This is a genomic window from uncultured Thiothrix sp. (assembly GCF_937876535.1).
Lineage (GTDB): Bacteria > Pseudomonadota > Gammaproteobacteria > Thiotrichales > Thiotrichaceae > Thiolinea.
This window is the reverse complement of record NZ_CALFHZ010000019.1, coordinates 62,706-76,085: the sequence shown is the minus strand read 5'-3', so window position 1 is coordinate 76,085 and position 13,380 is coordinate 62,706. Positions and strand designations below refer to the sequence as shown.

Annotated in this window: 17 protein-coding genes and 1 tRNA gene; 10 read left to right on the top strand and 8 right to left on the bottom strand. The window is 43.9% G+C overall.

Translation table 11 applies throughout. The features are described 5' to 3' along the window. The first annotated feature begins 70 nt into the window (after positions 1 to 70). Positions 71 to 1,693: an alpha-amylase family glycosyl hydrolase gene (locus tag Q0230_RS10915; protein ID WP_298610059.1), complete on the top strand. Its 1,623-nt coding sequence runs from the start codon at positions 71 to 73 to the stop codon at positions 1,691 to 1,693. A 63-nt stretch (positions 1,694 to 1,756) separates the two neighbouring features. On the opposite strand, the gene Q0230_RS10910 is transcribed toward Q0230_RS10915, so the two are convergent. The 4 genes from Q0230_RS10910 to Q0230_RS10895 form a co-directional block, all read right to left on the bottom strand. Next, positions 1,757 to 3,628 carry a potassium transporter Kup gene (locus Q0230_RS10910; RefSeq protein WP_298610058.1) on the bottom strand — a complete coding sequence of 624 codons (1,872 nt, stop codon included), beginning with the start codon at positions 3,626 to 3,628 and terminating at the stop codon, positions 1,757 to 1,759. Positions 3,629 to 3,653: 25 nt separating this feature from the next. Further along, positions 3,654 to 4,346, bottom strand: a complete 693-nt coding sequence (locus Q0230_RS10905) for a response regulator (RefSeq protein ID WP_298610057.1) — start codon at positions 4,344 to 4,346, stop codon at positions 3,654 to 3,656. After that, on the bottom strand, positions 4,343 to 5,521 hold the full coding sequence (locus tag Q0230_RS10900) for a DUF4118 domain-containing protein (protein WP_298610056.1): 1,179 nt from the start codon (positions 5,519 to 5,521) through the stop codon (positions 4,343 to 4,345). Before Q0230_RS10900 ends, Q0230_RS10905 begins: the two co-directional genes overlap by 4 nt. Before the next feature lie 72 nt (positions 5,522 to 5,593). Continuing rightward, positions 5,594 to 6,502, bottom strand: coding sequence for a LysR substrate-binding domain-containing protein (locus tag Q0230_RS10895; protein WP_298610055.1), 909 nt, complete (start codon positions 6,500 to 6,502; stop codon positions 5,594 to 5,596). 130 nt (positions 6,503 to 6,632) lie between these two features. Here Q0230_RS10895 and Q0230_RS10890 point away from each other — a divergent pair, with 130 nt between their 5' ends. From Q0230_RS10890 to Q0230_RS10875, 4 genes are all read left to right on the top strand, one after another. Further along, a complete protein-coding gene (locus Q0230_RS10890) occupies positions 6,633 to 7,895 on the top strand; it encodes an aromatic ring-hydroxylating dioxygenase subunit alpha (protein ID WP_298610054.1) in 1,263 nt (420 codons plus the stop codon). Between the two features lie 3 nt (positions 7,896 to 7,898). Further along, a complete protein-coding gene (locus tag Q0230_RS10885) occupies positions 7,899 to 8,384 on the top strand; it encodes an aromatic-ring-hydroxylating dioxygenase subunit beta (protein ID WP_298610053.1) in 486 nt (161 codons plus the stop codon). 9 nt (positions 8,385 to 8,393) lie between these two features. After that, a complete protein-coding gene (locus Q0230_RS10880; protein WP_298610052.1) occupies positions 8,394 to 8,708 on the top strand; it encodes a non-heme iron oxygenase ferredoxin subunit in 315 nt (104 codons plus the stop codon). Positions 8,709 to 8,936: 228 nt separating this feature from the next. Beyond that, positions 8,937 to 9,320 carry a PEGA domain-containing protein gene (locus Q0230_RS10875; protein ID WP_298610051.1) on the top strand — a complete coding sequence of 128 codons (384 nt, stop codon included), beginning with the start codon at positions 8,937 to 8,939 and terminating at the stop codon, positions 9,318 to 9,320. A gap of 199 nt (positions 9,321 to 9,519) precedes the next feature. On the opposite strand, the gene Q0230_RS10870 is transcribed toward Q0230_RS10875, so the two are convergent. The 3 genes from Q0230_RS10870 to smpB all read right to left on the bottom strand — a co-directional run bounded on the left by Q0230_RS10870 (position 9,520) and on the right by smpB (position 10,887). After that, positions 9,520 to 9,595: transfer RNA gene (locus Q0230_RS10870), tRNA-Thr, on the bottom strand. A 51-nt stretch (positions 9,596 to 9,646) separates the two neighbouring features. Next, complete coding sequence (locus Q0230_RS10865) at positions 9,647 to 10,408, bottom strand: RNA methyltransferase (RefSeq protein ID WP_298610050.1); 762 nt, start codon at positions 10,406 to 10,408, stop codon at positions 9,647 to 9,649. Between the two features lie 2 nt (positions 10,409 to 10,410). After that, entirely contained in the window at positions 10,411 to 10,887 is a 477-nt protein-coding gene (gene smpB / locus Q0230_RS10860) for an SsrA-binding protein SmpB (RefSeq protein WP_298610048.1), read from the bottom strand. Between the two features lie 103 nt (positions 10,888 to 10,990). Between smpB and Q0230_RS10855 the strand changes: the two genes are divergently transcribed. Both Q0230_RS10855 and Q0230_RS10850 read left to right on the top strand, forming a co-directional pair. After that, positions 10,991 to 11,422 carry a type II toxin-antitoxin system RatA family toxin gene (locus Q0230_RS10855; RefSeq protein WP_298610047.1) on the top strand — a complete coding sequence of 144 codons (432 nt, stop codon included), beginning with the start codon at positions 10,991 to 10,993 and terminating at the stop codon, positions 11,420 to 11,422. After that, positions 11,415 to 11,732, top strand: coding sequence for an RnfH family protein (locus Q0230_RS10850; protein WP_298610046.1), 318 nt, complete (start codon positions 11,415 to 11,417; stop codon positions 11,730 to 11,732). The genes Q0230_RS10855 and Q0230_RS10850 overlap by 8 nt, the downstream gene beginning before the upstream one ends. Positions 11,733 to 11,770: 38 nt before the next feature. Here the strand turns inward: Q0230_RS10850 and Q0230_RS10845 are convergent, their stop codons facing one another. Next, positions 11,771 to 12,085, bottom strand: a complete 315-nt coding sequence (locus Q0230_RS10845; RefSeq protein WP_298610045.1) for an outer membrane protein assembly factor BamE — start codon at positions 12,083 to 12,085, stop codon at positions 11,771 to 11,773. A gap of 68 nt (positions 12,086 to 12,153) precedes the next feature. Between Q0230_RS10845 and fur the strand changes: the two genes are divergently transcribed. The 3 genes from fur to Q0230_RS10830 all read left to right on the top strand — a co-directional run bounded on the left by fur (position 12,154) and on the right by Q0230_RS10830 (position 13,380). Beyond that, positions 12,154 to 12,561, top strand: a complete 408-nt coding sequence (gene fur / locus Q0230_RS10840; protein WP_298610044.1) for a ferric iron uptake transcriptional regulator — start codon at positions 12,154 to 12,156, stop codon at positions 12,559 to 12,561. A 129-nt stretch (positions 12,562 to 12,690) separates the two neighbouring features. Continuing rightward, the gene (rpsU, locus tag Q0230_RS10835) at positions 12,691 to 12,906 is read left to right on the top strand and encodes a 30S ribosomal protein S21 (protein ID WP_298610043.1); all 216 of its coding nucleotides are present in this window, start codon (positions 12,691 to 12,693) and stop codon (positions 12,904 to 12,906) included. A gap of 27 nt (positions 12,907 to 12,933) precedes the next feature. After that, positions 12,934 to 13,380 (top strand): GatB/YqeY domain-containing protein, encoded by a 447-nt coding sequence (locus Q0230_RS10830; protein WP_298610042.1) that lies wholly within the window; start codon positions 12,934 to 12,936, stop codon positions 13,378 to 13,380.

Here is a 13,380-nt window from a genome sequence, read left to right as displayed (position 1 = left end):
TTGAATTTGTGCTTTAATAAAATACGACTTCTTGCACATATGACAGACAACTCGGAGAGGGGTGCTCACCATGCAAACGCAGTATTTACAATTAGGTGGTGATAACGACTGGTGGAAAGGCGCAGTCATTTATCAAATTTACCCACGCTCTTATAAGGACACTAACGGTGATGGAGTCGGTGATCTGCCCGGCATCATCGAGAAATTGGATTATATTGCTGATTTAGGGGTGGATGCGATTTGGATTTCGCCCTTTTTCACCTCACCGATGAAGGATTTTGGCTACGATGTGTCCAATTATCGCGATGTCGATCCTTTATTTGGCAAACTAGACGACTTCAAACAGCTCTTAAGTAAGGCACATAGTTTAGGCGTGCGGGTGCTAATTGATTTAGTGTTATCCCACACGTCTGATCGCCATCCTTGGTTTATTGAAAGCCGTAGTAGCCGTACTAATGACAAAGCCGATTGGTATGTGTGGGCTGAGCCGAAAATTGATGGGACGCCGCCGACCAATTGGTTCTCGATTTTCGGTGGTTCGGCTTGGGAATGGGATACTCGGCGTCGTCAGTATTTCTTACACAACTTCCTCACTAGCCAACCAGACCTGAATTTCCATAATCCAGCAGTACAAGATGCCCTCTTGGATGTGGTGCGTTTCTGGTTAGATTTGGGCGTGGATGGTTTCCGCCTCGATACGGTGAATATGTATGTGCATGACCAACAGCTGCGCGATAATCCACCGATTGGCAATAAGCGGGTGAATGGGATTGATGAGTCTAATCCTTATGCCATGCAAGACCCAATGTACAACATCACTCGCCCAGAAAATCTGCAATTCTTAGAGCGATTCCGCCAAGTTTTGAATGAGTATCCAGCAGTCACTTCCGTGGGCGAATTGGGTGCAGTCACTGATATGTATACCCGCATCGCTGAATACACTGAGCAAGGTAAGCGCATCCATATGGCTTATAGCTTTGATTTCATGACTAAAGAATTCAATGCCGCCCATATCCGCCGAGTTGTGGAAAAGATGGAGGCGATGGGTGGCGGTTGGTCTTGCTGGGCTTTCTCAAATCATGATATTGCCCGTGCAGTGACTCGTTGGGGGGTAGGCCAGCAAACAGCCCCTTTATTAACGGCTTTATTGACTAGCTTGCGCGGTAGCTCTTGCTTCTATCAGGGCGAAGAGTTGGGCTTGCCTGAAGCAGAGCTGGCTTATGAGGATATCCAAGATCCGTTTGGCATTCGCTTCTGGCCTGAGTTTAAAGGGCGTGATGGTTGTCGTACCCCGATGCCTTGGAGTGGCAATGCAGCGAATGCAGGTTTTAGTGCGGCAGGTGTCAAACCTTGGCTCCCTATTCCTGAGCAGCATCAAGCTTTAGCTGCTGACCAACAGCAGCAAGCGGAGGCAGTTTTACAACGGATTAAAACCTTCTTGCATTGGCGACATCAACAAGCTGATCTAATCAGCGGTGATAATCGCTTCCTTGATGCACCTGAACCGATTCTGGTCTTAATGCGTGGGAATATTTGCTGTATTTTCAATTTAAGCAATAGCCCACAAAGCTTTAGTTTGCCTACTGATTTATCTCTAGAACTCTTAACAGGGCATGGGTTTTCCGGCAGCTTGAAGAATGGCACGGTGAGCTTGCCTGCTTATGAAGTGTGCTTTGCTAAGGTAGTTGCCTAAGCATTAGTGGATGTAGAGTAGAACGCTAGCGTCATTGCCAAGGCAAGGCGCTAGCACTTTCGGTTAGAGGCTAACTTGTGTGCCTAGTTCTACGACTTGATTGGGCTGTAAGCGAAAATACGTCGAGGCACTTTCTGACTGGCGCATCATCCACGCAAATACCGTGCAGCGCCAGCGTGATAAAATCCCCTCACAACTGACGACTGAAGTACGAGCCACAAAAAAAGTCACATCCTCTGGCAGTGTTAATTGATAGCGAGGCAGTTGTTGAAGGGCTTTGCTTAAATCAGGTTCTTCACGAAAACCAAAACGAGCTGCAATCGAGTAAATTCCGGGTGCTAAGCCCAAAACTTTTAAGCGCTCGTCTTCAGATACATAAGGTATTTCTTCATTGTCTACATGTAGAAAAATCAGCTGTTCGTGTAGCACCTTATAATGCTTCAGATTATAAAATAGGCGACTTGGTACTAAGCCTGCACTTGAGCTTAAGTAAATAGCCGTGCCTGGAATACGGGTAATCGTTGGATAAATCTCATTAATAAATTTACGTACCGTCATATTAATTTTGCGGCGTTGCTCAATGACTAAAGCGCTGCCTTTTTTCCAAGTGCTTAATAAAGTAAAGATCAATACCCCAATCACTAAAGGTATCCAGCCGCCTTGGGTAAACTTAGTTAAGTTGGCACTGAAAAACACAATCTCAAAACCTAGGCAAATAAGTACGGCTGCCATAATGAGCTTGCGTAAACGTTGGTTACTGCGAGTTAGCGCCACAATCAGCACTAAGAGACTAGTAATGACCATCGTTCCTGAGACAGCGATCCCATAAGCAGCGGCTAAATCACTGGAAGAGCCGAAATCCAAAACTAACCAAATAACCGCCGCCAACATGATCCAATTAATCGCTGCAATATAAATTTGTCCTTGTGCGGTATCAGAGGTGTGTTGAATGCGCATTCTTGGCAAATAACCTAAACGAATTGCCTGAAAAGTCAGGGAATACGCACCTGAAATAGTGGCTTGTGATGCAATCACCGTAGCCATCGTCGCCAAAATGACTAGAATGACTAAGAAGCTATCAGGCGCAAGTAAATAAAAGGGATTGGAAATAGCGCTAGGCTCGCGCAAAATCAAAGCACCTTGCCCCAAATAATTTAAGATCAACGCTGGACAAACCAAGCTATACCAAGCAATACGAATGGGTTTAGCGCCAAAATGTCCCATATCTGCATACAGCGCTTCGCCACCCGTTAAGGCTAGAAAAATAGCAGAGAGTAGGGCAAAGGCAGCTAAAGGATGCGCCCAGCTAAACTCCAAAGCATAGATTGGATTCAACGCTTGTAAGACAGAGGGCGTTTGTAAAATGCTGGCGATGCCTAAGATAGCTAAGGTACTAAACCAAACTAAGGTAATAGGGCCAAAGAGCCTACCTACTTTAGCGGTACCATAGCGTTGAATTAGAAATAAACTGAGTAAAATCCCGACGGTAAGCGGGAGTATCCAGTGTTCAAATTGCGGGGTAGCGACACTAATTCCTTCCACTGCGGATAGCACTGAAATCGCAGGTGTCAGCACCGAGTCACCGTAAAAGAGTGCAGCGGCGATAATCCCAAGCATTGCCACAGGTTTCGTCAGTTTGGGCCAAGTGCGGCGACTATGGCGTTGAGCAAGGGCTTGTAAGGCTAATACCCCGCCTTCACCTTTATTATCAAAGCGTAAAACGATCCAGACATATTTGAGAGAAATAATCAGCATGATTGCCCAAAAAAGGGCTGATAAACTCGCTAAAACATTTTCTTCAGTCGGCTGCAGGCCATGCGCAAAAGCTTCTCGAAAAGCATACAGTGGGCTAGTGCCAATATCACCATAGACAATGCCTAAGGCAGTCAGGGTCAAAATGCCCAAACTTTGTTTGGGCTGAGAGTGATTGCTCATAATGTAGGGAAGTCCTTACGAATGACTAAATTTGAAAGCGGTAACCGATGCCTGTTTCGGTTAGAAAGTGTTGAGGTTGGCTGGGGTCATCTTCTAGTTTTTGGCGCAAATGTCGCACATAGACACGCAGATAATGATTGCTCTCCACATAGGTGCTACCCCATAGCTCGCGTAGTAGATAGCGATGGGTGAGGACACGATCGGTATTCATCAACATTAAGCTCAATAGCTGAAACTCAATCGGGGTGAGATGGATAATTTCACCCGCCCGGGTGACACGACGTTGTTGTAAATCGACTTCAATTTGCCCAAAACGATAGCTGTGGGATTCTGGACTGACTTGAGGCTGGCTACGTCTTAAGAGGGCACGGACACGTGCTAATAATTCGCCGATCAAAAACGGCTTACTCAGATAATCGTCAGCTCCTAAGTCAAGAGCTTTGATTTTGTCTTGCTCAGCAATACGGGCTGATAAGACTAAAATCGGCAGTTTTGACCAAGTGCGCAGCTTACTAATCAAATTCAGGCCATCCCCATCGGGTAAACCTAAATCGAGCAAAAGTAAATCGAAGCGCTGCTGTTTGAGCAGCTTCAAAGCTTGTTGGCAATGACTAGCTTCCAGCACTTCGCAAGCTTCAGACTCTAAAGCAGTTCGTACAAAGCGCCGAATATTGGGTTCATCTTCAACAACAAGAATGTGAGGGTGATCAGGCATCATATTTCCATGACTCCTGCTGAGAGTTCGTCTGTTAGAATACTCGGTGGATTGCCTAAAGGCAGGTAGAAGCAGGTACAACTGCCGCCGGTAGGTAAGTTAATTGCTTTGATACTACCTTGATGTGCTTCTAAAATGGCGCGGCAAATACTTAAGCCTAAACCCACCCCTGGAATAGTCGACTCATGCTTGCCACGCTCAAATAATTCAAAGACTTGATCAAGCTTGCCTTCTGGGAAACCCTCTCCGGCATTGCAAATAGAAATTTCGGCTTGATCAGCCAACAATTGAGCACAAATCCTTAGTTCACTGTGAGGAGGCGAATATTTAGCCGCGTTTTCTAGCAGATTGCAGAACACCCGCTCCATTAGTAAAGCATCGAACTCTAGTAAGGGAAAATCATCGGGAATCTGGACACTAATTCGATGTTGATTCAAAGCAGTTTGTAGCAGTTTGATACTCGTACCAATCACTTCATCAATCGGTTGCCATTCTTTGCGGAATTGCAAGCCACCTGCTTGGAGGCGTGCCATTTCTAAGAGGTTATTCACCATATTATTAAGATGACTGGCTTGATCGCGTAAAGCAGTTAACGTGGATTGAGTGTCATTATCTAAATGTGAACTAGTTAAACTTAAAGACTCCGCTAAGCCAGATAGAGAAGTTAGTGGTGTACGAATATCATGGGATAAAGCTGAAAGAATCGAACTGCGTAAGCGCTCAGCGGCCATCTGGATTTGGTTTTCTTGAGCAAGCTTTTCTAAGCGATAAAGCTCTAAAGCTTGTTTTTCTCGAATGGCGGCATTGGCGGCTTCTTCTCTAAAACCAGACATAAAATGCGTAATTGTCAAGGCTACAATCAACATGACAATTAGAGTAATTAAGTATTGAACATGGGTAATTTCAAGAGACCAATGCGGAGGTACAAAGAAGAAGTTAAACGCTAGTACGCTAAAAAAAGCCGCCACAATCGCTGGTCGTCTGCCTAACTTTACCGAAACAAATACGACGGCTAATAAAAATAGCATGACAATATTAGTTAAATCCAAGTGCTTGGAGAGGGGAGTCGCAATAACAATTGTGAGCCCTACTGTGAGTAAGGCTAATAAATAGCGTTGCCAGCGCGGCCGGCTAATTAGATTATCCAAGCTTAGCCAGCTCAGAAGAGGTGAGTCCATGGGTACACTTCGCAGTAGGGTCTATTTGCGAATTCTGACAGGCTGGAAATAAAAATAATGTAGAAATTCAGGCTAAGGCTTTTCTGAAAATAACTCAAAAATCAGCTGCCTAAGCCAACGATTTGCAGGATCACGATGGTATTTGCTATGCCAAAATAAGTGAATCGCAATGGGCGGTAAAGACACCGGATGCGGTGATATTTCTAAGCTAAAGGCTTCTGCTAAACGCACAGCTAAGCGCTCTGGAACGGTTGCAATCAAATTAGTCCGCTGCAAAATATGCCCCACCGCGGTGAAATGAGGAACTTTCAGGCGAATCTTGCGTTGAATTCCTGTGCGCTCTAGTAAACTATCGACTTCTCCATGCCCAGTGTTTGCTGAAATCACCACTAAATGCTCAAGAGCAGAAAAGCTAGCTAAGGATAAGGGTGCTTGCGCTTGTGGATGGCCTTGACGATAAATACACACATAGCGCTGTTGAAACAGGCGTCGCTGGAAAAAGCCCGCTTGTAAATTGGGTAGTAAGCCAATCGCTAAATCGACAGTACCTGCTTCCATATTTTCACGCAGACTCATTGCGTTATTGCGTACTGTGCTAATCGAGACCCTAGGCGCTTGTTCCGCTAAAGCATCCATAAGTAATGGCATGAAATAGATTTCGCCAATATCGGTCATGGCTAAAGAGAACGTGCGTTGGCTGGTGATCGGATCAAAACTAGAACGCTGATTAAGAGCACTATGTAAGGTACTTAAAGCATAACTGACCGGTTCTGCTAGTTGTTGCGCGTAAGGAGTCGGTTCCATCCCACGTGACGTCCGCAAAAATAACTCATCGTCCAAAAGTAAGCGTAAACGTTTAAGTGCATTACTCACGGCTGGTTGGGTGAGTTCTAAATGTTCAGCAACTAAAGATACTTTGCGATCAATCAAGAGTTGATTGAACACGACTAATAAATTGAGATCGATCTTGCTTAAGTCCATAGCGTGCTCAGTTTAAGCCATAAACTTAATTCTCTAATATTCATAGCGGTGATAGTAGCTATTATTTTTGCTTTATAGACGTATAAAGCGCTTTAGCCGATGATGCAGAGATTCAAGAGGAGAGTTCTGTATGAGCGCTAGTGAGTCAATATTCCCACCAAATCCCCAATGGACTGAAGCTGGTACTAGCCAAGTGCCTTTCTGGGCTTATACCCGTGACGATTTGCATCAACGTGAATTAGAGCGCTTATTTTATAGTAAACACTGGTGCTATATCGGTTTGGAGGCAGAAATTCCTAATCCCGGTGATTTCCGCCGTTCTGTGGTCGGTGAGCGCTCAGTGATTATGGTGCGCGACATGGATGGCAATATCAATGTGGTGGAAAATGTCTGTGCGCATCGTGGCTTGCGTTTCTGTCGGGAGCGTCAAGGTAATCAGAAAGATTTCTTCTGCCCTTATCATCAATGGAATTACAGCTTAAAAGGTGATTTGCAGGGTGTACCATTTCGACGTGGTGTGAAGCAAGAGGGCAAAATCAATGGCGGTATGCCTAAGGATTTTAAATTAGAAGAGCATGGCCTGACTAAGCTTAAGGTAGCCACACGCGGTGGTGTCGTATTTGCTTCTTTCGATCACGGCATTGAGTCTTTCGAGGATTTTCTCGGCTCAACAATTCTGCATTATTTTGATCGCGTGTTTAATGGTCGCCAGCTCAAGGTCTTGGGCTATCGGCGTCAACGTATTCCTGGCAACTGGAAACTGATGCAGGAGAATATTAAAGATCCTTACCATCCGGGGTTGCTGCATACTTGGTTTTCTACCTTTGGCCTATGGCGAGCGGATAATAAATCTGAGCTAAAAATGGATGAGCAGTTCCGCCATGCAGCGATGATTTCAACTCGTGGAAAAGGTGGCAAGAATGAAGAGGTAGTTAGCGGCGTAGATAGTTTTAAAGAAACCATGCAGCTAAATGATGCGCGTTTATTGGATATTGTCCCTGAGCCTTGGTGGGAAGGGCCGACTGCAGTGATGACGACGATTTTCCCCAGTGTGATTATTCAGCAGCAGGTGAATAGTGTCTCCACTCGCCATATTCAACCGAATGGGCATGGCTCATTTGATTTCGTCTGGACGCATTTCGGTTTTGCCGATGATACTCCAGAAATGCATCAACGCCGGTTGATTCAAGCGAATCTATTTGGCCCTGCAGGTTTTGTTTCGGCAGATGATGGTGAAGTGATTGAATGGTCACAAGAAGGGTTTGAACAGTCGCCAACTAAGCATACTGTATTAGAAATGGGTGGGCATGAGATTGGCAATACCGAGCATATGGTCACAGAAACATTGATTCGCGGTATGTATGCCTATTGGCGCAAAGTGATGGAGGTTTAAAACATGGTTGATTTCCAAACCTATTATGCGGTGTTGAATCTCTATAGTGATTATGCGCGGGTCTGTGATTCAGCGGACTGGGATAAATGGCCAGAGTTTTTTGTGGAAGAGGGGATTTATCGCCTGCAACCCCGCGAAAACTTTGAGCAGAATTTACCTTTGTGCTTATTAGCCCTCGAAAGCAAAGCAATGATTCGTGATCGTGTTTATGGCGTGAAAGAAACTCTGTACTACGATCCCTACTATCAGCGCCATATTGTGGGTATTCCAAGTATTCTGAGTATTGAGCCGCACGAACAAGGCGAGCGAATCCGTGCAGAAGCCAATTATGTGGTGGTGCGTACTAAATTGGATGCGGAATCTACCGTATTTAATGCGGGCTATTATCGGGATGAAATTATACGCACTGCAGCGGGTCTCAAATTTCTTTCCCGTTTATGTATTTACGATAGTGAGATGATTCCCAACTCGATTATTTACCCGATTTAAGGACGATAAATGAATAACAACTGGATTGAAGCTTTAGCTTTAACAGCCATACCTGAAGGTGATGTAACTGCTATCAAAATTAATGGCAAAGAAATCGCTTTCTATGAAGTTGAAGGTGAAGTTTTTGCGACTGATAATATTTGCACACATGGACATGCACGCCTCAGTGATGGTTTCTTAGAAGGTAAAGAAATCGAATGTCCACTGCATCAAGGCCGCTTTGATGTGTGCACAGGCAAGGCTCTATGTGCACCTTTGCATGAGGATATTAAAACTTATCCAATTAAGATTGAGAATGGGAAAGTCTTTATTGAGTTTTCTTAAGTTGTTGAGTAGATAGGTTTTTTTAAAGTAGTTTTTGTGTATTCAGTTATAAACAACGCTACTTAAGTGAAACTAATTGAATGTGCAGATAACGTTTATGATTTTAAAAAAACAAGATATAGAGTGTTAATATGTAAATTTCCATATTGACACTTTTAATCGATGATTGCTTTTTAGTTATAAATTATAATTGTTCTTTATCCTCAATAAAAAAATAAAGGGCATATAATGAGTCTTAAGTTATTAATGACAACAACAGCAATTCTTTTAAGTTTAACCGGATGTGCAACAGTTACTCGAGGAAGTACTGAGGCGTTAGTTATTGAGTCTGAACCATCAGGTGCACAGGTTCAATTATCTAATGGTATGAAGGGAACTACCCCAACTAGCTTTAAGGTTAAACGTAAAAATGATCTCACTGTTACTGTTTCCAAGCCAGGTTATGAAACAGCCTCTATTAACGTAACTTCACAAATGGCAGGGTCTGGTGGAGCAGCAATGGCAGGTAATGTTTTAGTCGGTGGGATTATTGGCATGGCAGTTGATGCCAGCTCTGGGGCGACTAAGGAGTTGAAGCCAAATCCAGTCAAAATAACCCTAAATCCCTATTAGTTTCCTGTTGTTGTAAATGAATATAAACTCGATTCAATTTGAAAGGTATCGAGTTTATTAAAGAGTATTATTTGGCGTTTAGGCTTTAACTATCTGTTTAAATTAAGAAACTATTCTTATATAAAGCTTCTTAACTTATTTAAAAAAATTCTAAAAAGCAAAAAGCCTTGTAAACTATTCATTTACAAGGCTTTAAATTTGGTGCCGGCACTCGGAATCGAACTGAGGACCTACTGATTACAAGTCAGTTGCTCTACCAGCTGAGCTATACCGGCGTTGAAGTCGCGTATACTATGCGATCTTTTTTCCTGATGCAAGTATTTCATTCACGAATTTGATCGACGGGTGAATTTTCTACCCTGAAAGGCCGAAAGCATACCGCGCAGAATGTTTACTTCACTTTGGGTCGGGTTAATTCTGCCAAATAAACGGCGCAAGCGGCGCATCAGCAAACGTGGATTTTCAGGGTCAAGATAGTCCACTTCGATTAGAGTTGTTTCTAAATGCGTAAAAAAGCTTTCCATCGCTGCTGCAGTAGCAGGTTCTTCATCTAAGTCAGAGGTAGAAGAGAGAGCTTGTACGGTCTGGCTCTGGCGTACTGCCATCATGCATTCATAACAAATAATTTGAATGGCTGCGGCAATATTTAAAGAAAAGAAATCGAAGGCCATCGGGATATGTACTAAGGCTTGGCAATGCTCTAATTCTTCATTGGTCAAACCGGTACGCTCACGCCCAAATACCAGAGCAATTTTCTGTTGAGGTAAATGTTCAGCGACCCATGTTCCACAGGCACGCGCATCCATTTGTGGCCAGCGTAAACTCCGTTCTGAGCGCGCACTGGTACCAATCACATAGTGGCAATCTGCGAGTGCTTCTTGCAAGGTGCTGCATAGACGAGCATTCGCTAAAATATCATCAGCACCAGAGGCAAGGGCTTTCACCTCAGGGGAATTAAAGCGTGTGGGATTAACGAGGCGCAAATCGTGAATGCCCATGGTTTTCATCGCCCGCGCTGCTGAGCCAATATTCCCCGGATGGGAGGTTTGGATCATCACAATACAGAGCTGATCAAGTAACTCACTCATTATTACTTCTTCATCACACGGGCTTTTTCGCGATTCCAGTCACGTTCCTTTTCAGTAGAACGCTTATCATGCATTTGCTTACCTTTGCCCAGACCAATTTCAAGCTTGACGCGATTGTTCTTCCAGTACATAGCGGTTGGCACTACGGTATAGCCTTTACGATCAATATCTGATTGTAAGCGACTGATTTGATGCGCATGTAGCAGCAACTTACGGGTGCGCTTAGATTCAGGTATCACATGGGTAGATGCAGAAATTAAGGGGGTAATCAGGGCATTGAATAAATAGGCTTCGCCCTTATTAAATTGAATAAAGCCTTCTTTCAGTTGCACGCGTCCGTCGCGGATGCTTTTCACTTCCCAGCCTTGCAGAACTAAACCTGCCTCGTAAGTATCTTCAATGTAATACTCGAAGCGTGCGGTTTTATTCAGTGCAATAGTTTTATCACCGGGAGCAGATTTTTTCTTTTGCTTAGTCATTTGAATTACAATAGTGGCGAATCTGCCAGATGATAGCGCGTTCTAGCACGAATATGAACGTTTGCGAGTGTTTGGTTCTAAGCCCTAATGAAAGGAAGGTTGCATGGCGCATATTAGCCGAAGCGCTCTAGTCCCGTATTCAGCCGAACAGATGTTTGTGCTCGTGGATGCGATTCGTGATTATCCCCAATTTTTGCCTTGGTGTCGTAGTTCTGCTGAGTTAGATCGTAATGAGGATGAGGTCAAAGCTTCTATTGAAATTGCTAAGGGAGCACTCAATAAAAGTTTTACCACTTTAAATCGTATGCAGAAAAATAAAGTGATTGAGATGAGCTTAGTGGATGGACCTTTTAAGCACCTGCACGGCTTCTGGCGTTTTGATGAGTTGAAGCCTGGGGCATGTAAAGTCTCTTTGGATTTGGATTTTGAGTTCTCAAATAAATTGGTGAGTCTAGCGATTGGGCCGATCTTTAACCAAGTGGCGAATACTTTAGTGGATTCTTTCGTAGGGCGGGCAAAGCAAGTGTATGGCTAAGGTAGAGTTAATTCCGATTGAAGTGGTTTATCCGCTTGCACATGAGCAATTATTATTTAAAGCCACTGTTTCAGTAGGTGCTACGCTTAGAGAAGGCATTGTAGCTAGCGGTATTCTCAAGCATTATCCAGAATTAGTGATGGATGAAATTGATGTCGGTATTTTTGGCAAATTAGCCGCTTTGGATACGGTCTTGCGCGCCAAAGATCGGATTGAAATTTATCGGCCGTTACTTGCAGACCCTAAAGAAGTGCGCAAACAACGTGCAGCTGAAGGTAAAAAAATGAAAAAGGGTAGTGGTGAAGAATAGATACTAAGCCCCTTCAATGTTGGAAGGGGCTAGAGGAATTAGCTGACAGGTTTATCCTGCTTAATATCAGTAACTTGCCCAGCTTGATTAAAAAATACAGTAAGCCCACTCCGTTTGGCTTCTTGATTACCTTCTTTTAAATAAAATACATAGTCCCAGCGGTTTTGGCGGAAATCGTCTGTCAGTAACGGAGTGCCTAGAATGTCTTGGACTTGGGCTTGACTCATGCCAGGACGTAATTGGGAAAGTTCTTCTTGTGTAATTAAATTACCTTGTTGAATATTCATACGATACAGGCCACAACCTGAAAGTAAGAGTGCAACAAGAGTCAGTGTGATGAGACGTTTTTTCATGGTAGTGTTGGTCTTATACTAGAGAAAAGCGAATGTCATGATAGATCATTCAGCGTGGAGAGTGCAGAGTGGAAGGAAAAGATATTAAGCGCGCCGGTCTAAAAATCACTCAGCCTCGAGTGAAAATCCTCGAATTGTTGGAAAACTCAGCGGATCGCCATCTCAGTGCTGAAGATATCTATAAAAGTTTATTAGCGAATGGTGATGATATTGGCCTAGCCACTGTCTATCGCGTGTTAACCCAGTTCGAAACCGCCGGTTTAGTTACCCGTCATCATTTTGAAAGCGGACAGGCGGTATTTGAGTTGTCCTCAGAAGAGCATCATGATCATATGGTTTGCGTGCGTACCGGGCGGGTGGTTGAGTTTTGTGATGAGGTGATTGAGCAGCGCCAGCAAGAGATTGCACGCGAACATGGCTTTGAAATTACCGGACATTCTTTGATTTTATATGGGCGGTTTGTCGAAAAAACTTAAAAAATCATCGAAAACACACCAGTAGTTTTTGCATTTACCGCTTAGGCCGGTATAATCGCGCATTTACTGAAAATGTCATCCCAGTAATGGCATTCATTTGTATACCTTAAATTTTGAGATTAGTTGTCCATGCCAAGTGTAAGAGTAAGAGATTCAGAGCCATTTGAAATTGCAGTTCGCCGTTTTAAACGTACTTGTGAAAAAGCAGGTGTTGTTGCGGAAGTTCGCGCGCGTGAATTCTATGAAAAACCCACTGCTATCCGTAAACGTGAGCGTGCTGCTGCAGTTAAGCGTAATCTGAAGCGTATTTCTCGTGACTTAAATCGTCGCGTAAGACTCTACTAATCACTGCTCCTACTCTGGCGATCTGTAATGACTTTAAAAGAGCAACTCACTGAAGCAATGAAACAAGCCATGCGTGCTCAAGATAAGGCACGTTTAGGCGTTATTCGTTTGGTTTTGGCTGCAATTAAGCAACAAGAAGTTGATACGCGCCAAGAGCAAGACGATATTGCAGTACTAGCAGTGCTCGATAAAATGGTCAAGCAGCGGCGTGAATCGATTCGCCAATATACTGAAGCAGGGCGTTTAGAGTTAGCTGAGCAAGAGCAATTTGAAATCAATGTGATTCAAGAATACTTGCCGCAAGCTTTAAGTGATGACGAATTAGCTGCTTTAGTGGCTGAAGCGGTGGCTGCTACGGGTGCTGCTTCAGTGAAAGATATGGGTAAAGTCATGGCTTGGGTCAAACCTAAAGCTCAAGGACGTGCTGACATGGGCAAAGTCAGTAGTCTCATCAAAGCTAGCTTAGGCGGTTGA